The organism is Micromonospora globispora (assembly GCF_003857015.1).
Classification (GTDB): domain Bacteria; phylum Actinomycetota; class Actinomycetes; order Mycobacteriales; family Micromonosporaceae; genus Micromonospora; species Micromonospora globispora.
Genome location: NZ_QGGF01000374.1, coordinates 1 through 21,105 on the forward strand (window position 1 = coordinate 1; position 21,105 = coordinate 21,105).

A 21,105-nucleotide genomic window follows, 5' to 3' on the forward strand; every position below is an offset into this window, starting at 1 on the left:
GCCTTCCCTCCGCCGCCGCCTGGCGCCTACCCTCCGCCGGCCGGCAGCCCGGCCCCCGGGGCCTTTCCGGCCGCGGGCTACCCGCCGCAGCAGAGCCCGACGCCGCCGAAGAAGCGGCGCGGCCTGCTGATCGCTTCCATCGTGCTGGCGGCGGCCATCCTGCTCTGCGGCGGTGGCGGCACGGCGGCCTTCCTGACGCTGCGCAACGCGGAGGACGGCCAGGGCGCCAAGGAGCCGACGGTCGCGGTGGACGGCTTCCTCACCGCCGTCTACAAGGACCGGGACGCGAAGAAGGCGGCCACCTTCGTCTGCTCCGCCGCCCGGGACGACAAGAAGATCGCCGCCAAGGTCGCCGAGGTGCAGAAGTACGCCTCCGAGTACCAGAACCCGCGGTTCCGGTGGACGACGCCGAAGGTGGACAACCAGACCGGCGACCGGGCCACGGTCACCACCAAGGTCACCATGACCACCTCCGACGAGAAGGTGGCCGACCAGGAACTGCGGTTCACGGTGGTGCAGAAGACGGGTTGGTGGGTCTGCGAGGTCGCCTGAGCCCGGCGGCTGGATAGGCTCGACGGGTGCGAGCAGCTGAGCAGCCGGCCGACCCCGCCGGCACGGAATGGCCGGCCCGCCTCCACGTGGTCACCGGCAAGGGCGGCACGGGCAAGACGAGCGTGGCCGCGGCGCTGGCCCTCGGGCTGGCCGCCGGCGGTCGGCGCACCCTGCTGGTCGAGGTGGAGGGGCGGCAGGGCATCGCCCAGCTCTTCGGCACCGACCCGCTGCCGTACGAGGAGCGCCACCTGACCGACGCGCCCGGCGGCGGCGAGGTCCGGGCCCTGGCGGTGGACGCCGAGGAGGCCCTGCTCGAGTACCTGGACATGTTCTACAAGCTCGGCGCGGCCGGCCGGGCGCTGCGCAAGCTCGGCGCGATCGACTTCGCCACCACCATCGCGCCCGGCCTGCGCGACGTCCTGCTCACCGGCAAGGTGAAGGAGGCGACCACCCGCACCAGCGGGCAGCGCCGGACGTACGACGCGGTGGTGCTGGACGCGCCGCCCACCGGGCGGATCGGCCGGTTCCTGAACGTCACCGCGGAGACCGCCCGACTGGCCAAGGTCGGCCCGATCAAGACCCAGAGCGAGGGCGTCTCCGCGCTGCTGCGCTCCCCGATGACCGCGGTGCACGTGGTGACGCTGCTGGAGGAGATGCCGGTCCAGGAGACGGTGGACGCGATCGCCGAGCTGACTCAGCTCGGCTTCCCGGTGGGCCGGGTGATCGTCAACGGCGCTCGGCCGCCGCTGCCCGCGGGTCCGGCGGTGACCGAGGCCGAGCTGAAGCAGGGGCTGCTCGCCGCGGGGCTGTCGGCCGACCGGAAGACCGTCGCCGGGCTCGCCGAGGAGGCCCGGGATCAGGTCATCCGCCGGGAGTTGGAGGACTCGCTCCGGGCGGACCTGCTGGACCTGGAGCGGCCGATGATCGAGCTGCCGCTGCTGCCCGACGGGGTGGACCGGGCCGGGCTGGAGACGCTGGCGGAGGCGCTGGTCCGGGCGGATTGACTCACACCTGCCGCGGGCACGGAGCAGAGCCGTCGCCAGCCCGATACGCTCGATTGGTGCCTTCCGAAGACGCGGCGCCACCGCTGAACATCGACCAGATCCTCGCCGACCCCGGCGTACGGATCGTGGTCTGTTGCGGGGCGGGCGGAGTCGGCAAGACGACGACCGCGGCGGCGCTGGCGCTGCGGGCCGCCGAACAGCACGGCCGGCGGACGGTGGTGCTCACCATCGACCCGGCCCGGCGGCTGGCCCAGTCGCTCGGCCTGACCGAGCTGGACAACACCCCCCGCCAGGTCAAGGGCATCGACGTCGAGGCCAGCGGCGGCGAGCTGCACGCCATGATGCTCGACATGAAGCGCACCTTCGACGACGTGGTGCTTCAGCACACCGATCCGGCGAAGGCGGCGGAGATCTTCGCCAACCCCTTCTACCAGGCGATGAGCTCTACCTTCGCCGGTACGCAGGAGTACATGGCGATGGAGAAGCTCGGCCAGCTGCACGCGCGGGGCGAGTGGGACCTGATCGTGGTGGACACCCCGCCGTCGCGCTCGGCGCTGGACTTCCTCGACGCCCCGGCCCGCCTCTCCCGCTTCCTTGACGGCCGGATGCTGCGGCTGCTGCTGGCGCCGGCGCGTACCGGTGGGCGGAGCATGTTCAGCTTCGTCACCGCCAGCTTCGGGATGTTCTCCAAGGTGGTGCAGAAGATCCTCGGCGCGCAGCTGCTCACCGACCTCTCCGGCTTCGTCGCCGCGCTGGACTCGATGTTCGGCGGCTTCCGGCAGCGGGCCGAGCAGACGTACCGCATCCTGCAGGCGCGGGAGACGGCGTTCCTGCTGGTGGCGGCGCCGGAGCCGGACGCGGTCCGGGAGGCGGCCTACTTCGCCGGGCGGCTGGGCGAGGAGCGGATGCCGCTGGCCGGTCTGGTGCTCAACCGGGTGCACCGGCCGGCCGTGGAGTCGCCGGACGCGGCGGAGAGCCTGGCCGCCGCGGAGCGATTGGCCGCCCTCGGCGGGCACGAGGGGACGGTCGACGTGCTGCGGGCCCACGCCGCCCTGGTCCAGCAGGCGGTACGCGAGCAGCGGGTGGCGGCCCGGTTCACCGAGGCGTTCCCGACCGTGCCGGCCGCGTCGGTGACGGCGCAGCCCGCCGACGTCCATGACGTCGACGGGCTGCGGACGATCGGCGAGGCGATCAGCCGGCCGTGAGGCCCGCCCCTCAGCCGGCGGTGGTGACCAGCACCTTGTCCTTGCCGGCCTTCTCCTTCGCGTTTTTCTTCATGGCCGCCTCGAACATCTTGCGCCAGCTCGTCACCTGCGGATGACGGCGGAGCAACGCCCGCCGCTCGCGTTCGGTCATGCCACCCCACACACCGAACTCGATCCGGTTGTCGAGCGCGTCGGCCAGGCACTCGTACCGAACTGGGCAGCTCCGGCAGATCCTCTTCGCCACGTTCTGTTCGGCGCCCTGTACGAACAACGCGTCCGGGTCCCCGTTCTGACATGCCGCCAGTGACGGCCAGTCAGTGATCATGCCCATTTGTGCACGTCCCCCCTTGCAGTACCTACCGACCTCGTGCGACCCAGCCGTCGATTCCCCCCGGCCGTCCAGCCCGTCCGTCCTCGGGAAGTTCGCGGACTTCCCCCCAGAAAGGCACGGACGACGCTGGCTCTGTCGCCGCGAACCATCATGCTCTGTAGTCACCTGATTACGCAACGTTGTCGGCGAAATCCATCATTCCGGACAGTCCCGGCCAGCCGGGCGTTCGCCCGCCGTCTACCCGGCCGGAGTCGGTGAAAACGCTGCGCCACTCACCCGTTCGGAGGAGACTCATCGCCAGGTTCACGCAACCGCGCACCAGGGCACGTGCGTCTAGCACAACGAGGGCTGCGCGCGCAGGAAATGGGGAGAATGCCCCAGCGCCCCTCGTTCCCTACTCGCGTACCCTGTCGAGGTGACCTGGATGCGGAAACGTGACCACAATGTGCTGACCAACGCCGCATCGCTGCTGATCTGTGGCCTGTTGGCCGGCGTGGTGGTCGCGGCGGCGGCCTTCCCCGCGGTGGCGATGTCCGGGCTGGCCGCGAAGGCGGGCGCCGAGACCTTCGGCGCACTGCCCAAGGAGCTGACGGTGGCCCGGTCGCCGCAGATCAGCTACCTGCTCGCCTCGGACGGCAAGACCCCGCTCGCCACGATGTACGACGAGAACCGCAAGGACGTCAAGCTCAAGGACGTCTCGCCCTTGATGCAGAAGGCGATCATCGCGGCCGAGGACCACGACTTCTACAAGCACAACGGCGTGGACCTCAACGGCGTCGCCCGGGCGTTCGTCAACAACCAGGCGGGGGCCTCGCGACAGGGCGCGTCGACGCTCACCATGCAGTACGTCCGGCTGGCCATCTCGTACTCGGCGACGCACCCGGCCGACGTGGTCGCCGCGACCGAGGACACCAGCGCCCGCAAGCTTCGCGAGATGCGCTACGCGCTCCAGATCGACAAGGAGCTCACCAAGGACGAGATCCTGGAGCGCTACCTGAACATCGCCGCCTTCGGCAACGGCGCGTACGGCATCTTCGCCGCCAGCCAGGTCTACTTCGGCAAGAAGCCGAGCGAACTCGACATCCAGCAGTCGGCCATGCTCGCCGGCATGGTCAAGGCGCCGACAGCGTTCGACCCCACCACCAAGGCCGGCTACCCCGAGGCGGTGGCCCGGCGGGACTACGTCATCCAGAACATGGTCGACATCGGCGCGATCACCCAGGCACAGGCCGACCAGGCCAAGAAGATCCCGCTGAAGGTGCTGGACAAGCGCACCCCGAACGGCTGCGTCGCCACCAACAAGCGGACCTGGGGCTTCTTCTGCGACTACTTCTATCGGTGGTGGATGCAGCAGGGGACGTTCGGCTCGACGTCGTACGACCGGGAGCGCCGGCTGAAGAGCGGTGGCTACACCATCACCACCACGATGGATGTGCAGGCGCAGATGGGCGCCGACAAGGCCGTCCGCAACCACCTGCAAGAGACCAGCAAGGCGGCCCGGATGGTCGCGGTGATCGAGCCCGGTACCGGCAAGGTGCGGGCCATCGCGGTGAACCGGAACTTCAAGATCGACGATCCGAAGAACCCGCAGAACAAGATCTCCAGCGACCCGAAGAAGGCCAAGAAGGGCATCCGGGGCAACTACCCGAACACGGTCAATCCGCTGGTCACCGGCGGTGGCGGGATCACCGGCTACCAGGCCGGGTCGACGTTCAAGATGTTCGCGATGGTGGCGGCGCTGGAGAAGGGCATCCCGCTCAGCTACACCATCAACGCGCAGCCGGTCTTCAAGTCCGAGTACATCGTCGAGAACAACTCGCCGGCGGCCTGCCCGGGCACGCACTTCTACTGCCCGAAGAACGCCGCGGCCTCCATGACCGGCGTGCAAAACATGTGGACCGCGTTCGGAAAGTCGGTCAACACCTACTTCATCCCGCTTCAGCAGCAGGTCGGCGCGGAGAACGTGGTGAAGGTGGCGCAGAAGCTCGGCATCACCTTCCGGGCGCCGTCGGACGCCCGGTTCGCCGACGACAAGGACGCCGCCCACCAGTGGGGTGCGTTCAGCCTCGGCGTCTCGCAGACCACGCCGCTGGAGTTGGCCAACGCGTACGCCACCCTGGCCGCCGACGGCAAGTACTGCGAGCCGATCCCCGTCCAGGAGATCCGCGGCCCGGACGGCGACAAGCTCGACATCGCCAACCCGCGCTGCGAGCAGCGAATCAGCACCCAGGTGGCCCGCGCCGCCGTGGACGCCGCCCGCTGCCCGGTCGGTGACCGGTCCGCCACCTCGAAGTGCGCCGGCGCCACCGCGGGCAACGTCCACGGGATCGTCAAGGCCCCGGTGGCCGGCAAGTCCGGCACCACCGACTCGGACAAGACCTCCGCGCTGGTCGCGATGACCAAGCAGTACGCGGTGGCCGGCATCGAGGCGGACCCGGACTGGCCGCAGACCACCCAGAAGATGGGCCACGACATCCCCACCGGCATCAACCCGGCCGTGTACAACACGCTCGCCTATGCGATGAAGGGCAAGGAGCGGATCGACTTCACCCCGCCCAGCGGCAAGATCATCGAGGGCGACCAGCGGTCCATTCCGAGCGTGACCTGCAAGTCCATTGACGAGGCGAAGTCCCGGCTCCGGGAAGCCGGATTCGAGCCGGTGGTCTCCGACACCAAGGTGCCGTCCGACTGCCCGGCGGGCACCGCCGCCGGCACCAGCCCGGACGGCCGGACCATCAAGGGCGGCGTGGTGACCATCGAGGTCAGCTCCGGCAGCGGCAAGAAGCCGGGCGACACCACGCTGCCCGGCCCGACGCTCCCGCCCCCGCCCACTCGACCCGGACGGCGCTGACGAGTGACACGAACGGGCGGGCACCCTCGCGGGGGCCCGCCCGTTTCTCGTAGATCCGACCGGAGCCGGGTCAGAGGCCGAGCTGGCGGCGTACCTCGGCGGCGACCCGGCCTCCCTCGGCCCGCCCGGCCACCGCGCCCTGGGCCGCCTTCATGGCCGGGCCCATCTGGGCCTTGCCGGTGAAGCCGCCCGCGGCGAGCGCCCCCGCGACCAGCTCGGACAGCTCGTCGTCGGAGAGCTGCTTCGGCAGGTATCGCTCCAGCACCTCACCCTCGGCGGTCTCCTTGCTCGCCTGCTCGGCGCGGCCCGCGTCGGCGAAGGCGGTAGCGGCCTCCCGCCGCTTCTTCGCCTCCTTGGTCAGCACCGCGAGCACCTCGTCGTCGGTGAGCTCGCGCTTGGCCTTGCCGGCGACCTCGGCGTTGCCGACGGCGGCGAGCGCCATCCGCAGGGTCGAGGTGGTCAGCTCGTCGCGCGCCTTGAGGGCGGCGCGCATGTCGGCGGTGAGATGGTCCTTCAGCGTGCTCATGGACGGTCAAACTACCCTGAACGCCATGCGAAAGCGCACACTATTCCGGCTTGCCGCCGGGACCGTCGCCGTCGGCGCCGCCACCCTGGCGTACGCGTCGCTCATCGAGCGCAACATGTTCACCCTGCGCCGGTACGACGTGCCGGTGCTCCCGGCCGACGCCGAACCGCTGCGCGTGCTGCACCTGTCGGACCTGCACATGACACCCGACCAGCGGCGCAAGCAGGACTGGGTGGCCTCGCTGGCCGCCCTCGACCCGGATCTGGTCGTGGTGACCGGGGACAACATGGGCGACCCCCGCGCCGTCCCGGGCGTGCTCCGGGCCCTGCAGCCGCTGCTGGACTACCCGGGCGCCTTCGTCTTCGGCTCCAACGACTACACCGGGCCGGTCTGGAAGAACCCGTTCACCTACTTCCTGCCGGACCGGGAGTACCGCGAGGGCGTCGAGCTGCCGTACGAGGAGCTGCGGGACGTCTTCACCGGCGCCGGCTGGGTCGACCTCAACAACACCCGGACCACGATCAAGGCCGGCGGCCGGGAGGTCGAACTGGTCGGCGTCGACGATCCGCACATCGAGCGGGACGACTACCCCTCGGTGGCCGGCCCGGTCTCCGAGTCCGCCGACCTCGCCATCGCCCTGGCGCACTCCCCCGAGCCGAACGTGCTCGACCAGATGGCGGCGGACGGCTTCGGCCTGCTGCTCGCCGGGCACACCCACGGCGGGCAGGTCTGCGTGCCCGGCTACGGCGCGCTGGTGACCAACTGCGGGCTGCCCCGGTCGATGGCCCGCGGGCTGCACCGCTGGCCCGGATCCGACTCCTGGCTGCACGTCTCCGCCGGCCTCGGCACGCACCCGACCGCGCCGGTGCGCTTCGCCTGCCCGCCGGAGGCGAGCGTGCTCACGCTGATCCCTCGCTGACCGAACGGTGAGGGCGGTCACACCGCGGACCGCCCGCACCGCTCGGCTCCCCGGCCAGCGCGGGAACCGGCTCGGAGGGGTGGGGGTACCGAGTTTGACCCCCGGACCGGGTGGGCTACTATTTGTCGGCACGCCTCGGGGTGTGGCGCAGCTTGGTAGCGCGCTTCGTTCGGGACGAAGAGGTCGTCGGTTCGAATCCGGCCACCCCGACCAGAGGTAAAAGGCCAGGTGAGACAAGCTCTCACCTGGCCTTTTGTTGTGCCCCGGTGATGTTCCTCCATCGGCTCTGGCCGTCGGCTAGGGGCCGCTTTCGTCCTCGTCAGCCTCGAAAGTCAGCGGAAAGTCAGCGAACGAGTCCCTAACCTTCTCCGCGCCGGCCCCGAAGGCGTGCGTGTACCGGTCCAGCGTGGTTGAGATCTGCTCGTGCCCCATGACCCGGGCCACGTCGTTGATCGGTACGCCGTCCGACACCAGCCAGGTCGCGTACGAGTGCCGCAGATCATGGAATCGAAGCCCGGCCTGGGCCATGCGCGAGAGGCGAGCCCGCGCCACCCGGCGGTTCGGGAACTCCTCGATCACCTCGTTGCCGTCCCGGTCGCGCCAGGTCGCCCGCCACACCCTGGGCCCGGCCTGGACGACCTTGCCGAGCAGACCCGCCCGCACGAGCGCCGGTCGCCAGATCCAGGCCCGGAAGACCGTGCGACGCAGCGGGCCGCCGGCCTCGTTGGTGAACACCTCCCCCGCCGGGCCGGGCGTCACGAGCTCGCGGTGCGCCCGCAGCAGCTTGACCACGAACGGCGGCAAGGGCACAACTCGGCGGCCAGCCCGTGTCTTCGGGTAGGGCTTGAAGGTCACGTGTCCGGCGACCTCGATGCCGACCCGGCCGACGCGGACGCTGGCCTTGGCCAAGTCGATCGCGTCCCAGGTCAGGCCGACGCACTCCCCCCACCGCAGACCAGCGCCGCCGGCGAGCCCGACGAGGGCCCGGTATCGCTCTGGGATCTCCGGCAGGAGGTTGCCGCGAACGCCTCACGTGTGATGACCTGCTCGTCGGCGTCGGTCCGTCGGCGCCTAGGGAGCCGCACGCCATCGGCCGGGTTCTCCCCGATGACCCGGTCGCGTACGGCCAACGCGAGGACGGCCCGCGCCTGCGGACGCGCGCGGAACGCCGAATACAAGTGACCATGACCGGCTTGCGGCCCGGCCGCTGGCGCCCTGATCATCTGTATATGAACGAGACGCCTGCCACGGCGAGGCTAAGACGTGCCGTCCGGGCGGTCATCCTGGCCGATGATGACCGTGTCCTGCTGTGCCGCTTCAGCTTCCCGCATCCAGCTGTACCGACGGGCGCAACGGTCGTATGGGCGGCCCCCGGCGGCGGCATCGAGCCCGGTGAACTGCCGCTGGCGGCACTGCGCCGGGAGCTGCACGAGGAGACGGGGCTTGTCATTGACGCCGACCCGCCTCACGTCTGGCACCAGGAGGTCGCCGCTCCCGGCCATGCGGACGGCTACGACGGGTTGGTCAACGACTACTTCCTCGTCCGCACCACGCGCTTTGATCCCCGCGGCGCGCTGTCCGATGACGACCTCGCCGCCGAGCACATCAGCGGGATGCGATGGTGGCGGCACGGAGACATCGCCGAATACGGCGGAACCGACCTGTTCTCACCCCGTGACATCGCCGCACCGCTGGCGGCGCTGATCGCCGGTGACATCCCGGGCACGCCAGTGATGCTCGGCCTGTGATCTCCCTGGGCACTTATAGGTCCGCTGTACCCGCCAGACGCACCAAAGACACGAGGCTGCCGGACAATCAGGCGAATCTCCGCGCGCGGCGTGCAGGTCCGACGGGCATCGGGAGGCGGGCAGGACGGCTGGCGGCACCCGACCCGCTCAGGGAGCCAGTGCCCGCAGACAACACCTCAGGGTTCCAAGGGTTGATGGGCGGTACCCGGCGATGCGACCGCGACCTCATCGCCGTGGCCATGGCTTGGTTAACTCCCACGGCGGCTTTGACCGCAACTCGGCACAGATGATCGTGCAGCAGCGCCTGCTCTACCGCCGTAGCGCCTGCATAACTATCCACGCTTGGCGGAGAGCACAACGTCCGCTTCTAGCCGCGATCCGCTTGTGCGATGGGCAAGGATCCATCAGGGGGTGTCATCCTTTGTCCATGGCGGAGAGGACAGACCCGACAGGAGCGTGGATCACCCCGTGGTGGTTCATTGTTCTGGTTTCCGTCGTCCTCGGAGTGTGCGTCGGAGTAGGTCTGGCCCTCGTCGCAGGCCCTGATTCCGAGTCCGCGCCCCGCTGGCTGTCGTTCTTGATCGGCGTGCTCGTGGTGGGCGGTGGCACGGCGATCCAGCTCTTTGGGCGTCGCCGCAAACGAGAGCGCAACAACCTCTAATATCCGCATCTGCCCTGGTGAGCCGGTCCCTTCGACTCTCGGGTCATGCGGACATCTGCGCTCGTAACGGTGATGCGCTGCGCGCCGTCGACTGTTTCCACGCCGTGCTGGAGCGTAACGGTGGCCGTCCCGGCGTCGAGGCGGTCCACTTGTACGTCCAACCACAGTTCCATTGGGAACGTGTTGGCCGCGCGGATGCCCTGCGTCGTTAGGACCGGCACCTTCTCGACGATGCGGTGATCCCTGCCTATGGAATCCACCAGGCTAACCTCGACCCACCCTGGGAACGCGTCGTCGGCCCAACGAAGGGCATTGGCTCGTACCGCTCCAGGCGTCATGGGTGCAGGTTATGGCTCGCCCGCGCTGTATGGCCACGAGTCGCTAAACGTCCGCTCATTGCGCGATCAGCGCGCTGAGGGTGTCGCATATCAGTTGCCGGACGACTGTCGCGTATCAGTCGACGGAGGGCGCTGCCGAGGGGACACGCTCACGAGGCCCGCGCACTGCCGAATTGTTCTCTTATGGATCAAGGCGGCCCGCAAAGCGGGCCGGGCCGGCCGGGCCGGCCGGCCACGCTTGGGGACGACCAGGACCTACTGCGTGTTCGGAAAGGTGCTCCTAGCCGCTTGATCTCTAAACGGCCAGGTCTCGGGCGGACGGTTGCAGGAGTTGGCCCTCCTGTGGGAGTCGGTACCGTACGCCGCATGTCGCAGTGGAGTTCCATCCGACGCTTGATCGGGCAGCATCCCCGGCGCCTACAGCTCGTCCTGCTCGTCGCGCTGGGGCTCGTGACCGGCTTCGCTCTCGGACGGCTGCTACCCGACCACACCGTGACACCCAAACGAATCACAGGCACGGTGACCTGGTCGAACCAGGAAACCAGCACAATCTGGTTTGACGCCGACGGCGACGAGCCGACCAGGTCTTACTCCGTCGTTGGTGAGTACTGGATCGACGCGAACGGTGGTCGGCACCTCGGGGGCTATCCCAGCTGCCTGTCCGGGCAGCAGGACGACCCCGTGCGCTCGGACCGAAGGCGGGTCGAGCTGGGGGTCATCCACCCGGAGGACTACGACCCTGCTCCCGACATCGCCGTAACCGTTCGGTGCTTCGGCTGAGCGTCGGACTCGGACTCCGTCTCAAACACGCTTAGAAGACCTCTCGGCTCCGCCCCGAACCCCGACCCTCCTCAGAGATCAGCCGGGGCGGATCCCCTCGTCGGGCACCACAAGGGCTACCAGCCTCCCCGGGCGGGGCCAAGGTCGTTCGTCCGGTAGGGCGCTCCACCTTGTCCCCACCCGGGGAGGCCGGACGGTCTACGACTGCCCGACGAGGAGATCCGCTACCTAGCCTTGGAGCCGCTGCGCCCAGTACACCTGCCCGTCCGGCCCCATATAGACCAGGGCCAACAGCAGGTCCGACATCGCAACCGGGGCAGTGGGCACGTGGACCACCGTCCGTAGCGGCCCCTCCACATACGGAAAGGCCGCAACGAACGTTAGCGGCGAAGCGTCCCCGTCGGACACGGCCAGTCTGGAGCCGTAGCTCCACCAGCTGTTTCCCTCTATGACGTCGCCTGCGCCCTTCAGCCAGGAATAGCGCTCGGCGATCTTGTTCTCGACTCCGGCGCTCCCGAGGCCGACAGCCTCCTGCAGTGGCGACGACGCGCTGAAGCTCCCCGGCTTGAGGTTGGTGCGCTTGTCAATGAGAAAGATCGCGAAGTATCCGCCATCGAGTGGCTTGGGCGGGGCCTGCCAAGAAACCCGCCCGAGCACCAACTGGTCGCGTCCGTCCGACACCGGGGCGTTTACCTTGTCGCCGAGCGCGGCCTGAGCCTCCTCGTGGCCGATGAACTGAAGTGAGGACTTGATGGCCAACGCTTCCGGGCCGTACGGCGGGCGGTTGTGCCACCAGCGCCAGCCAACGAAGGCCACCACCGCCAGGATGACCGCCAACACCAGCCCGGTCCTTCGCCCCGTCATGCGCGACAGTGAACCATGCGATCACCAGACAACCAGCCATCCGTGATCTTCTTCTAACCCCAAGGCCCGGCATGGGCCATCCGTGGGCCAGTGACCGTGGCGCGCAGCGGGCACGAGCGGGCACGAGACGCAACCGGGCTGGCCACCGCCCGCAGGCGTTTCGGGCGTCACGACCGCTTGAGCCCGCTCTTCCAAACTGAGGCTTTCCACCCAGAATGGCGGGGCGGCTCAGGGCGATCAGCGGGTTCATTTCGCCGGGCGGATCATGCAGGATCAGCCCTCGAACCGGAGCGCCGAGACGTGGAGGCATTGCTATGGACCCCGACGAAGCTGAGCAGCACGCGAGGATGAGGTTCCTCCACGCCGGGACTGCGTCCTTCCGCGCCGGGCAAGTGGCTGCGTGGGTGGGAGTCGTCTACGCCCTCGTAGCGGTGATGCAGCGGGTCATCGGCTAAGACCGACGGCCGCCGAAGGGCCTCGGAGTCACGGGGCAGGCCGAAGACGACGGCTGACAGCAACCATTGACAGCATCGGCAACGGACCGCCGAGCACAGGCACGGACGCCGGCAGGCGTCGAGCCAGTGACGGAAGGCTGTGACAGACCAATCCGGACGGTGCCGCCGAGGCTACGGATCACGAGGTTGCTGGCCCTCTGCTCGCAGTTCCGTCAGATACGGGCGGATGCATCTCGGGAAGCCAGGCGAGATCGACGCCCCTGCGCTTTGCCGCGTCCCACAGCTGACGAGCATCGCGCCCCAGCGCCCAACGGCGTGCGTACGGCGCGCAGTCCACGACCACGGCAGCGCGCACGACCAGGCCCACGGTGGCGCGAGGCGTCGAGTACCAGATCAACCCGTCGGGGCCGGGCGTAGTGCGGTCAGCCATGGTTTTAGATCATGCAGCCCGGGTCTGACACGCCTGGCAGAGGTATTGCACAAGACATCCGGCGACCTCGAGCAGCGCGTCAGCAGAAAGTCGGCGAACACCTGGCAGCGGTTCCCCATCAACGAGCCGCAGACGGCTGCCAACCCTGGGTCACCGCGACCGAGCGACAGCGGCCGATAGCGGACGACAGCCCTGACGGCCGTTCGGGACGAAGAGGTCGTCGGTTCGAATCCGGCCACCCCGACCAGGTGAGAGGGCACATCCAGTTTCGGCCGGAGGTGCCCTCTGTGCGTTGGGCGGACATGCCTGACCGCGGCCAGCGGGCCCGGCCGCGGTCAGGCAGGGAACTATCTGATTGCGCCGAGGTCGAGCACGACGAGCTCGTCGTCGGACGACCGCACGGTCAGCACCTCGGGCTCCCAGTCCGACAACTGATTGTTCCAGCCGTACCCCGGCCCGCCCTCAGGCCGAGGTACCTTGACCCCTGCCGCCCTGCCGGTGGTCCGGTCCCAGATGAGGTGCAGCGTCGCGGTCGGGAATTCGAGCTGGCCGACCGCCAGGCGGCCACCATTCATCGGGGACAGCTCACCCGTCCAGGGCAGTTCGACGAGGTCGCTACCGTCCAGCGACTGCAGCGCGACCCGGTCAACCGATCCGCGGCCGGTGCACCAGGTCGGCCCGCAGCGGAGGTACTGGATGCGGCGGTTCGCGGTCCACGCCAGCCGCTGGCCGGTGACAACATTGCGCAGCTCGCCGCTGGTCCGTGTGCCCCCGTCGAGCTGGTCGGTGATCCACGGTCCGACGTTGGCGAGTACGAAGCCTGCCGAGTCCGGGACGTCCGCCGGCTCGCCGCCGTTCAGCGAGACGGATCGGACCACTCTGCGCACACCACCCCCCTCGGCTCGACTCGGCCGACTCTCCTGGTCCCAAATGATGGCGTCCCCCGCCACGTTGAACCGGGGCGCCGTCCCGAAGGATCGCGAGGCGGGTCGGGGTGCCGCCACCGAGCGGAGTCACCCATGCCTCCCGGAATCCCTCCCGAACGGGCCGGTTGTTCCGGGTGCCCTCGACGAACCAGACGACTCGCCCGTTGACCTCCCGAGCCATCAGGACCCGGGAATTTGCCAGGCCGTCGCTCACCGCCGGCGTGCTGAGCGAAGTCACCGTGCCGGCGCGGGTGTCGAAGACCGACGGGGCGGCCTCTCCGTTGAAGATGTCCCTGGCCACCAGGTACCGGTCATCGCCGAGCACGGCCACCACGGTGTACCGGGAACCGTCTGGCAACGCGGCGGGCAGTCGGTGCACGGCGTTCGGCCAAACCTTCTCCGGGCTGGGCAGGTCGGTGAAGTCGGGGATGCGGTCCGGTGAGAAGACGTACTCGGGTCCGGGATCGGGCTGGGGGGCGGTCACGCGTACCCCGGTCAACACGGCGACGGTCGCCACCGCGACGGCGCACACTGCGGCGACGCCGGCTCGGCGGCGCCGGCGTCGGCGCTGCCGGCCGCGGACCGCGCCGAGCGGGTCGTAGCCCGGCATCGGTGCGTCCTCCGCCGCCCGGGCCAGGGTCCATGTCAGCTGTTCGTCGAGATCGCTGCTCATCGCTGCCTCCCGGATGTCGGTTCCCGGTGCTGCGCGCTGTGCGAGCGCAGCTTCTCCAGAGCGCGGGAGGCCTGGCTGCGGACGGTGCCTCGGGAGATACCCAGCAACGCCCCGATCTCCTCGTCCGTTCGATGCTCGTAGTAGCGCAGCACCAGGACCGCGCGCTGCCGGCGGGGCAGGCTCGCCAGGGCCGGCCACAGCTCCGCCGCCGCGTCGATCTGCTCTATCGCCGGCCGGTCCGGCACGTCGGGCATCAGCCGCTCCCGGCGTAGTCGCCGCTACCAGCTGATGTGCAGCCGCGCCATAGTGGTGCGGACGTACGCGTCGGGATTGTCCCGGCGCACCACCCGCGGCCACGCGGAGCCCAGCCGCGCCAACGCCTCCTGCGCCAGGTCGGCCGCGTCGTGCGGGCTTCCGGTGAGCACATACCCGTAGCGCACGGGTGACGTCCACCGTGCCCGGACGAACTCCTCGAACGCTGGTTCGGCACCGTCCATGGCCACCTCCTCGAACCCGGGACGTCCGAGCGGGGCGAAGTGTTGCACGGATTTCGATGTCATTCGGAAACCGCGCGCAATGACACCGGGTCTACCGTCAGTCGGCGGCGCGGCGGACGTGGGTGACGACCCCCGCTCGGTCGATCTGCATCCAGTAGCGCCTGATCAGACCGCCCTCTACGTGGTAGACGACCGAGTTGATCTGGCAAACGGTCCGTACCGGACGAAGTCGCCGACGACCCGCCGGGTCAACTCTGGCACGGCGGGGACGGACGCTGTGGATCACGGGGCAGCGGAGGGCGTGACCGGTGCCTAGTCCGCCGAGGCGGCAGGCGAAGCGCTGCGAATCGTGGCCGGCTTCGGCGCGACCCGGACGGCCCGGCGGCTCCGGGCGGAGCTGCGCCAACGCGGCCTGGCCCGGGTGCCGCGCGGCCCACGGCCCTCGACGGCGGCCAACGCGCCGGGGCTGACCGCCCGTCAGCTGGAGGTGTTGGCGCTGCTCGCCGACGGGTTGAGCGACGCCGAGATCGGGGCGCGGCTGTCGCTGTCGGCGCGGACGGTCGGGCACCACGTCTCCGCCCTGCTGGTCAAGCTCGCCGTGCCCAACCGGGGGCAGGCGGCCGCGGTGGCGCGCCGCCAGGGCCTCGTGCCACCGGCATAGCCGCTCTCCCGACCAGCGCCGCCGTCGCGGCTGGGTTAGTCGTGCAGTTCGGTGCGGGCGACCTCGGCGAACGCGGCGGTCAGGTAGCTCTCCAGCGGCCGCCCGGTGACCGCCAGCAGGTGGGCGACGAGCAGCGGGGCGTGCCGGGCGATCGCCGCCGGGCCGGGTGCCGCCTCGTCGTCACCCGGGTCGTAGACGCCGAGGGAACTGGCCAGCAGGACCAGCAGCACGTGCGGATTCACGTCGGCGTGCCACGGCGCCACCTCCCGCACGCAGCCCTCCAGCACCTGGCGCACGTCGTCGCCGTCCAGCCCGTCGGGGTGGGTCTCCTCCAGCAGCAGCCGGACCACCCCGCCGAGCACCAGGCCGGCCCGGTCGGCGGCGGCGAGCCGGTCGACCGCCGGCTCGTACGCCCCAGCGTTTCGCGCCCCGGCGGCGGCGACGGCCGCCGAGGCGGCCACCGCGATCTCGCGGGCCGGTGCGGGCAGGTGTCGCCACGTCACGGTCACCGAGCCAGCATGGCAGAAGGCACCGACAGGGCCACGACGCCGCTGTGGCCGTCGCGCCGCGTGTGCTTGGTCACCCGGCGGCCCGTCCCTGCACGGCGGCGGCGGTAAACCGGTCGCGGGTCGTCGTACCCGCCGCAGAGAATCCAGCCATGCTGCGCCGCGCCCTACCCGCCCGACCGGAAGCCCGACGGATCCTGCTCGGCACCCTGCTGTCAGCCATCGGGCGTGGCCTCACCCTGCCGTTCCTCTTCATCTACCTCACCGACGTGCGCGGGCTGACCGACGCCCGGGCCGGCCTGGTGATCGGCTGGTTCGGCGTGGTCACCCTGGCGCTCTCCCCGGTGGGCGGCACGCTGATCGACCGGTTCGGCGCCCGCCGGGTGGTGCTGCCCTGCCTGCTCCTCCAGGCCGTGGGCACCGGCTCGCTTGCCCTGGTCAACTCGACCCTGAGCGCCTTCGCGGTCAGCACGCTGATCGCGGTGGGCAGCTCGGCACTCTGGTCGGGGCAGACCACGATCCTCGCCTCGCTGACCGGTGACGCCGAGCGGCAGCGGGTCTTCGGTCTCCAGTTCGCCCTGCTCAACCTCGGCATCGGGATCGGCGGCGTGATCTCCGGCGCGGTGGTGGACACCGCCCGGCCGGTCACCTTCCAGGCGATCTACCTGCTCGACGCGCTGAGCTACCTGGTGCCGGGCGTGATCCTGCTGAGCCTCCCGCACGTGGGACACCGGCTCGCCGCCTCCGCGACGACCACGGAACGACGGTCGTCGGCCGGCGGCTACCTGGCGGTGCTCCGGGACCGTCCCTTCCGCCGGCTGGTCATCTTCGGCCTGATCCTCACGACCTGCGGATACGCGCAGATCGAGGTCGGCTTCACCGCGTACGCGATCCGGGTGGCCGAGGTGACGCCGCGGGTGGTGGCCTGGGCGCTGGCCGGGAACACGGTGATGATCGTGCTCTCCCAGCTGCTGGTGATCCGGCGGATGGAGGGGCGGAGCCGGACCGGCGCGCTCGCCGCAGTGGGCGGCGTCTTCGCGACCGCCTGGCTGGTCCTGGGCGCGGCCGGCCTGACCGGTACCGGGAACGCCCTGGTCGCCGCGCTCGGCGTGGTGGCCTGCGCGGCGATCTTCGGCTTCGGCGAGACGATGCTGTCGCCGGTGATGCCCGCCCTGACCAACGCGCTCGCCACCGACGAGCTACGCGGCCGGTACAACGCGATGAGCTCGATGATCTTCGGGGTCAGCGGGATCATCGGCCCGGTCACCGCCGGCCCGCTGATCGGCGCCGCCGACGGGAAGGTCTGGGTCGCCGTCGTGGTCGGCGGCTGCCTGACCGCGTCCCTGGTGGCCCTCTCCCTGCGCCCGCTGCTGTCCAGCGCGCAGGATGGGCGCTCGGCCCCTGTTCCGGTCCGGGAGCCGGAGCCGGTTTCCTGCTGAGGGCCGCTTGCGCGCCGGGTACCGGGCCGAGTCGCGGCGCGACGGGTCGCGGCTGAGACAGGCGGGCGGGGCCTTGCGGCCATGGGTCCAGGTGGATGCTCACCTGTCCCCGTGCCGCAAGAGCCCCGCCCGATGTCGTCGCTACGCCATGGCGCGGCGGCGACCCCGACTCAGCTGCTGACCTTGACCGGGTTCGAGAGCAACTCGTTGTCCGCCGGGAGGGCGTCCGTGTGCTCCGTCAGCTGGGCGACGGCCTTGAAGGTGATCTTTCCGACCGCCAGGTCGTCGCTGGTCACCGTGTAGTTGAACGAGTAGCGGGTGGTCTGGCCGGTGGTCGACACCTTGACCAGCTGGGTGGAGTACCCGACCTGGACGAAGCCGGACGGGACGCTCTTGTAGAGGGTCACCTGGACGTTCTCGGGGTAGCGAGTGTTCTTGAGGTAGACGTTGATGCCGATGGTCTGACCCACCCGGGCCGTCGCCGGCACGTTCAGCCGGTCGATGGAGACGTCGTGGGTGCGTACCTGGACGACCTGGGAGGTCGAGTCACTCCGCCCGTCGGGCGTCCGCACCGTCAGCTGCACGGTGTAGTCGCCGTCGGCGGCGTACCGATGGCTGGTGGAATCGCCCGTCGCCGTGGTTCCGTCGCCGAAGTCCCAGGCGTAGGCGGAGATGCCCGCGCCTGCCGGGTCGCTGGAGTAGTAGCCGTAGAAGGAGATGGTGTCGTACGAGCTGGGATCCCCCGGGGAGTAGTAGAACTGGGCGATCGGGTCCGGGGCGACCTTCAGCTGGAAGGTGAGCTGGCTCGTCCCGTTCGCCTCGACCTGGAAGTAGTAGGTCGTGCCCTGCTCGGCCACGAAGGTCAGTGCCTGCCCGCTGTAGACGCCACGGCACCCGACCTGCGACAGGTTGGCGAGCGAGGAGCCCGTGTAGGCGGCGATGCCGCTGTAGTACGAGTTGGTGCTGGCCGTGATGGACCCGGTGGCCGTGGCGGTGTACGAGTACCACACCGTGTTGACCGGGGTGAAGCAGGACGAGGGCTCACCCGCCTCGGCGCTGGAGGTGCCGTAGTCCTGCGTGTTCGAGTAGGGCAGCGCCCCGATGCTGATCGCGTTGGCGAAGTTGTCGTTGACCGCCGCCTGGATCTCCTCCACCGAGAACACCAGGGAGCCACCGCCGCCGCCACCGTTGCCACAGCAGTCGGCAACCATGAAGTAGTAGGTGGTGCCGGCGGTGGCCGCAAAGGTGATCTGCGACTGGAGTCCGCTGTAGTCGTCGTTGCAGGCGACGAGGCTGAGCGAACCTGCGTCGCCCGTCCACGCGGACAGCACCGTGTCGTAGCCGCTGCCGATGGTGTCGGCCTTGATCCGCATGTCCGACGTCGGAGTGAAGGAGTACCACACCGAGCCGTTGCTGGAGCACTGCGCGGGATCGGTCGGATCCCACGTGGCTTCGCTCGTGTCGAGCGTCGTGTTGAACGGAAGACTGTCGATCGCGACAGCGGCGCTGAAGTCGTCGTTCGTCGGTGCTGCGAAGGCCGCGGTCGGTCCCGCGGCAACCAAAGCCATCACCCCCGTGAGCGCAACCACAAGCCGTGCAAGATGGCGTTTGACCACTTTTCCTCCTGGTCCCCGTGTGCCAATGACTGGCTGTCATGGGGCAAGGCGGCACAGGAAACGAAACCGTTACATAGGTCCATACGTGGCTCATCGGTGGCTGCGTACTCGGACAAGCAGCCTGAATGGGACGTTGTGGACCGCCGCGTGCGGGTGCGCGGCCGGGAACGGGATCGGACCCCGGAGCGGGTGCTCCGGGGCCCGATGCGTGCGGGGTCTGCCGTCAGGCGGCGGCGACCTCGGCGGTGGTGCGGATCCGGTCCAGCGCCGGCGCGGAGACCGGCGACTTCGCGGTCAGGTACGCCACGAAGGCGTCCAGGTCGATCATGCCGGTGACGGCGTTCTTGCCACCGGTGAGGACGCTGAAGCCGTCGCCGCCGCCGGAGAGGAAGTTGTTCACCGTGACGCGGTAGGCCGCGTCGTCGGTGACCGAGGCACCGTTGATGGTCAGGCTGCCCCGGACCACTCGGGTGCCGGTGCACGGGGCGCCGGCCGCCGCGGTGGTGCCGTTCGGGTCCACCACGTACCGCACGGTGTCGGAGGCGTACAGCACCCGGGCGACCGTGAACTGCTGCTCCAGCAGGCAGTAGAGCTGCGCACCGGTGAGGTCCAGCGTCACCAGGTTGTTGGCGAACGGCTGCACCGTGAACGCCTCGGCGTAGGTGACCGGGCCGGCGTCGAGGTCGGCGCGGACACCACCGGGGTTCATGAAGGCGGCGACCGCGCCCTGCTCGTCGTCGGTGGCGTAGAGCTGCGCGTCGGCGATCAGGTTGCCCAGCGGCGACTCTCCGGTCTGGTACGTCGGCTTGCCGTTGGCGTCGACCCCGGTCTGGTACAGGTTCTCCTGGGTCTTGGTGATCGCCTGGGTGGTCTCGCCGACCACCTTGTCGGCGACCGGGCCGAGGGCGGTCTTGTACCGGTTGATCAGGTCGGTGGAGGCCGGGTCCTTGGCGACGGTCCGGGTGACCACGACGTTGTTCGCCTTGGCGGTGAGCACGTCACCGGTGGTGCGGTCGACCTGCAGGTCGATGTCGGTGACCAGGCGGCCGAAGGAGCTGGCGCTGGTGACCAGCTTGCCGTTGATGTTGCAGTTGTACGCCGCGTGGGTGTGCCCGCTGACGATCACGTCGATCGCCGGGTCCATCCGGTTGGCGATGTCGACGATCGGCCCGCTGAAGCCGGTGCAGTCGTTGATGGCGCCGCCGTTCTGCACGCCACCCTCGTGCAGCAGCACGACGATGGACTGAACGCCCTGGGCCTGCAGGATGCGGGCGTACTTGTTGGCGGTGTCGGCCTCGTCGGCGAAGCTCAGGCCGGCGACGCCCTGCTGGCTGACGATCTGCGGGGTGCCTTCCAGGGTCATCCCGATGAACCCGATCTTGACCCCGTCGACATTCTTGATGCCGTACGGCGGCAGCAGCGGCTGGCCGGTGGCGGTGGTGAAGGCGTTGGCGGAGAGGTACTGGAACTTGGCGCCGTCGAACGGAGTGCCGTCGGCGCAGCCGTCGACCGGGTGGCAGCCGCCGTTCTGCATCCGCAGCAGCTCGGTGGCGCCCTCGTCGAACTCGTGGTTGCCGACGCTGGTGAACTCGAGCCCGGCGAGGTTCATCTCCTCGATGGTCGGCTCGTCGTGGAACGCGGCCGAGAGCAGCGGGGAGGCGCCGATCAGGTCACCGGCGGCGACCGTGATGGTGCGCTCCTGCTCCTCCTCGGTGGTGCCGCGCAGCTTGGCGAGCTGGGTCGCGAGGTACTCGGCACCGCCGGCCGCCTGCCCGGCGATGGTGCCGCTGGAGCCGGTCGGCGGCTCCAGGTTGCCGTGGAAGTCGTTGATGGCGAGCAGCTTGACGTCGACCGGCTTGGGACCGGCCTCGGCCTGGTTGGGGTTGACGGCGACCATGGCGAGCGCGGTCGCGGCGAGTGCAGCCAGACCGACGGCGGCCCGGCGCATCCCGGGGACGGACATGGAACTCCTCGTGAGATTCGGCGCGTGGCTGTCCGGGCGATGGTTCGTCCGGCGACTGATCCGTGCCGTGACAGGGGTCGAGCGGGGGTGACGGCAGTCGGGGGACGCCGCCCCGCCCGGGCAAGCTTGCCATCAGACACGCAATCGGTCGACTGGCGCG

20 protein-coding genes and 1 tRNA gene are annotated in these 21,105 nt (G+C 69.9%); 10 read left to right on the plus strand and 11 right to left on the minus strand.

The genetic code is table 11. From position 1 onward, the window contains the following. The 3 genes from DKL51_RS18940 to bagB form a co-directional block, all read left to right on the plus strand. A partial coding sequence (locus DKL51_RS18940; RefSeq protein WP_124812319.1) for an Rv0361 family membrane protein occupies nucleotides 1-552 on the plus strand: 552 nt, incomplete at its 5' end. A 26-nt stretch (nucleotides 553-578) separates the two neighbouring features. Then, nucleotides 579-1,556: an ATPase BagA gene (gene bagA, locus DKL51_RS18945; RefSeq protein WP_109948329.1), complete on the plus strand. Its 978-nt coding sequence runs from the start codon at nucleotides 579-581 to the stop codon at nucleotides 1,554-1,556. A 53-nt stretch (nucleotides 1,557-1,609) separates the two neighbouring features. Next, a complete protein-coding gene (bagB, locus tag DKL51_RS18950; protein WP_165823302.1) occupies nucleotides 1,610-2,761 on the plus strand; it encodes an ArsA family ATPase in 1,152 nt (383 codons plus the stop codon). A gap of 10 nt (nucleotides 2,762-2,771) precedes the next feature. On the opposite strand, the gene DKL51_RS18955 is transcribed toward bagB, so the two are convergent. After that, the gene (locus tag DKL51_RS18955; protein ID WP_109948327.1) at nucleotides 2,772-3,092 is read right to left on the minus strand and encodes a WhiB family transcriptional regulator; all 321 of its coding nucleotides are present in this window, start codon (nucleotides 3,090-3,092) and stop codon (nucleotides 2,772-2,774) included. 424 nt (nucleotides 3,093-3,516) lie between these two features. On the opposite strand from DKL51_RS18955, the gene DKL51_RS18960 reads away from it, so the two are divergent. Next, entirely contained in the window at nucleotides 3,517-5,943 is a 2,427-nt protein-coding gene (locus tag DKL51_RS18960) for a penicillin-binding protein (protein WP_109948326.1), read from the plus strand. A gap of 70 nt (nucleotides 5,944-6,013) precedes the next feature. Here DKL51_RS18960 and DKL51_RS18965 read toward each other — a convergent pair whose 3' ends face one another. Beyond that, entirely contained in the window at nucleotides 6,014-6,469 is a 456-nt protein-coding gene (locus DKL51_RS18965; RefSeq protein ID WP_109948325.1) for a GatB/YqeY domain-containing protein, read from the minus strand. Between the two features lie 25 nt (nucleotides 6,470-6,494). Here DKL51_RS18965 and DKL51_RS18970 point away from each other — a divergent pair, with 25 nt between their 5' ends. Together DKL51_RS18970 and DKL51_RS18975 are read left to right on the plus strand one after the other, a co-directional pair. Beyond that, nucleotides 6,495-7,388: a metallophosphoesterase gene (locus DKL51_RS18970; protein WP_124812320.1), complete on the plus strand. Its 894-nt coding sequence runs from the start codon at nucleotides 6,495-6,497 to the stop codon at nucleotides 7,386-7,388. A gap of 136 nt (nucleotides 7,389-7,524) precedes the next feature. Further along, nucleotides 7,525-7,601 (plus strand) — tRNA-Pro (locus DKL51_RS18975). A gap of 84 nt (nucleotides 7,602-7,685) precedes the next feature. Here the strand turns inward: DKL51_RS18975 and DKL51_RS18980 are convergent. Then, the gene (locus tag DKL51_RS18980; protein WP_438819666.1) at nucleotides 7,686-8,297 is read right to left on the minus strand and encodes a tyrosine-type recombinase/integrase; all 612 of its coding nucleotides are present in this window, start codon (nucleotides 8,295-8,297) and stop codon (nucleotides 7,686-7,688) included. Nucleotides 8,298-8,617: 320 nt separating this feature from the next. Between DKL51_RS18980 and DKL51_RS18985 the strand changes: the two genes are divergently transcribed. After that, entirely contained in the window at nucleotides 8,618-9,136 is a 519-nt protein-coding gene (locus tag DKL51_RS18985; RefSeq protein WP_124812322.1) for an NUDIX domain-containing protein, read from the plus strand. Nucleotides 9,137-9,793: 657 nt separating this feature from the next. Here DKL51_RS18985 and DKL51_RS18990 read toward each other — a convergent pair. Continuing rightward, complete coding sequence (locus tag DKL51_RS18990) at nucleotides 9,794-10,135, minus strand: hypothetical protein (RefSeq protein WP_124812323.1); 342 nt, start codon at nucleotides 10,133-10,135, stop codon at nucleotides 9,794-9,796. A gap of 366 nt (nucleotides 10,136-10,501) precedes the next feature. Between DKL51_RS18990 and DKL51_RS18995 the strand changes: the two genes are divergently transcribed. Further along, nucleotides 10,502-10,915: a hypothetical protein gene (locus tag DKL51_RS18995; protein WP_124812324.1), complete on the plus strand. Its 414-nt coding sequence runs from the start codon at nucleotides 10,502-10,504 to the stop codon at nucleotides 10,913-10,915. Nucleotides 10,916-11,143: 228 nt separating this feature from the next. Here DKL51_RS18995 and DKL51_RS19000 read toward each other — a convergent pair whose 3' ends face one another. The 4 genes from DKL51_RS19000 to DKL51_RS36475 all read right to left on the minus strand — a co-directional run bounded on the left by DKL51_RS19000 (nucleotide 11,144) and on the right by DKL51_RS36475 (nucleotide 14,760). Then, nucleotides 11,144-11,755 carry a hypothetical protein gene (locus tag DKL51_RS19000; protein ID WP_260428578.1) on the minus strand — a complete coding sequence of 204 codons (612 nt, stop codon included), beginning with the start codon at nucleotides 11,753-11,755 and terminating at the stop codon, nucleotides 11,144-11,146. Between the two features lie 1,256 nt (nucleotides 11,756-13,011). Continuing rightward, on the minus strand, nucleotides 13,012-13,542 hold the full coding sequence (locus tag DKL51_RS19005) for a hypothetical protein (protein WP_124812325.1): 531 nt from the start codon (nucleotides 13,540-13,542) through the stop codon (nucleotides 13,012-13,014). A gap of 717 nt (nucleotides 13,543-14,259) precedes the next feature. After that, on the minus strand, nucleotides 14,260-14,517 hold the full coding sequence (locus DKL51_RS36470) for a sigma-70 family RNA polymerase sigma factor (protein ID WP_260428579.1): 258 nt from the start codon (nucleotides 14,515-14,517) through the stop codon (nucleotides 14,260-14,262). Between the two features lie 24 nt (nucleotides 14,518-14,541). Beyond that, on the minus strand, nucleotides 14,542-14,760 hold the full coding sequence (locus tag DKL51_RS36475; protein WP_260428580.1) for a sigma factor: 219 nt from the start codon (nucleotides 14,758-14,760) through the stop codon (nucleotides 14,542-14,544). A gap of 349 nt (nucleotides 14,761-15,109) precedes the next feature. On the opposite strand from DKL51_RS36475, the gene DKL51_RS19015 reads away from it, so the two are divergent. Beyond that, nucleotides 15,110-15,421, plus strand: a complete 312-nt coding sequence (locus DKL51_RS19015; RefSeq protein ID WP_185734845.1) for a response regulator transcription factor — start codon at nucleotides 15,110-15,112, stop codon at nucleotides 15,419-15,421. 35 nt (nucleotides 15,422-15,456) lie between these two features. Here the strand turns inward: DKL51_RS19015 and DKL51_RS19020 are convergent, their stop codons facing one another. Next, nucleotides 15,457-15,930, minus strand: coding sequence for a hypothetical protein (locus DKL51_RS19020; RefSeq protein ID WP_124812327.1), 474 nt, complete (start codon nucleotides 15,928-15,930; stop codon nucleotides 15,457-15,459). Between the two features lie 149 nt (nucleotides 15,931-16,079). Here DKL51_RS19020 and DKL51_RS19025 point away from each other — a divergent pair, with 149 nt between their 5' ends. Further along, nucleotides 16,080-17,366 (plus strand): MFS transporter, encoded by a 1,287-nt coding sequence (locus DKL51_RS19025; RefSeq protein ID WP_124812328.1) that lies wholly within the window; start codon nucleotides 16,080-16,082, stop codon nucleotides 17,364-17,366. 170 nt (nucleotides 17,367-17,536) lie between these two features. On the opposite strand, the gene DKL51_RS19030 is transcribed toward DKL51_RS19025, so the two are convergent. Both DKL51_RS19030 and DKL51_RS19035 read right to left on the minus strand, forming a co-directional pair. Beyond that, nucleotides 17,537-18,739, minus strand: coding sequence for a PKD domain-containing protein (locus tag DKL51_RS19030; protein ID WP_185734846.1), 1,203 nt, complete (start codon nucleotides 18,737-18,739; stop codon nucleotides 17,537-17,539). 466 nt (nucleotides 18,740-19,205) lie between these two features. Next, nucleotides 19,206-20,945 carry a bifunctional metallophosphatase/5'-nucleotidase gene (locus DKL51_RS19035; RefSeq protein ID WP_109946553.1) on the minus strand — a complete coding sequence of 580 codons (1,740 nt, stop codon included), beginning with the start codon at nucleotides 20,943-20,945 and terminating at the stop codon, nucleotides 19,206-19,208. Nucleotides 20,946-21,105: the final 160 nt, after the last annotated feature.

What these genes read in the sequence shown, in the direction of transcription:
- DKL51_RS19025 (WP_124812328.1), top strand. Translation starts at nt 16,080, where the DNA reads ATGCTGCGCCGCGCCCTACCCGCCCGACCGGAAGCCCGACGGATCCTG.
- DKL51_RS19035 (WP_109946553.1), bottom strand. Translation starts at nt 20,945, where the DNA reads ATGTCCGTCCCCGGGATGCGCCGGGCCGCCGTCGGTCTGGCTGCACTC.
- DKL51_RS18985 (WP_124812322.1), top strand. Translation starts at nt 8,618, where the DNA reads ATGAACGAGACGCCTGCCACGGCGAGGCTAAGACGTGCCGTCCGGGCG.
- DKL51_RS18995 (WP_124812324.1), top strand. Translation starts at nt 10,502, where the DNA reads ATGTCGCAGTGGAGTTCCATCCGACGCTTGATCGGGCAGCATCCCCGG.
- DKL51_RS36475 (WP_260428580.1), bottom strand. Translation starts at nt 14,760, where the DNA reads ATGGACGGTGCCGAACCAGCGTTCGAGGAGTTCGTCCGGGCACGGTGG.
- DKL51_RS19030 (WP_185734846.1), bottom strand. Translation starts at nt 18,739, where the DNA reads ATGCGGATCAAGGCCGACACCATCGGCAGCGGCTACGACACGGTGCTG.
- DKL51_RS18970 (WP_124812320.1), top strand. Translation starts at nt 6,495, where the DNA reads ATGCGAAAGCGCACACTATTCCGGCTTGCCGCCGGGACCGTCGCCGTC.
- DKL51_RS18965 (WP_109948325.1), bottom strand. Translation starts at nt 6,469, where the DNA reads ATGAGCACGCTGAAGGACCATCTCACCGCCGACATGCGCGCCGCCCTC.
- DKL51_RS18960 (WP_109948326.1), top strand. Translation starts at nt 3,517, where the DNA reads ATGCGGAAACGTGACCACAATGTGCTGACCAACGCCGCATCGCTGCTG.
- DKL51_RS18955 (WP_109948327.1), bottom strand. Translation starts at nt 3,092, where the DNA reads ATGGGCATGATCACTGACTGGCCGTCACTGGCGGCATGTCAGAACGGG.
- DKL51_RS18990 (WP_124812323.1), bottom strand. Translation starts at nt 10,135, where the DNA reads ATGACGCCTGGAGCGGTACGAGCCAATGCCCTTCGTTGGGCCGACGAC.
- DKL51_RS36470 (WP_260428579.1), bottom strand. Translation starts at nt 14,517, where the DNA reads ATGCCCGACGTGCCGGACCGGCCGGCGATAGAGCAGATCGACGCGGCG.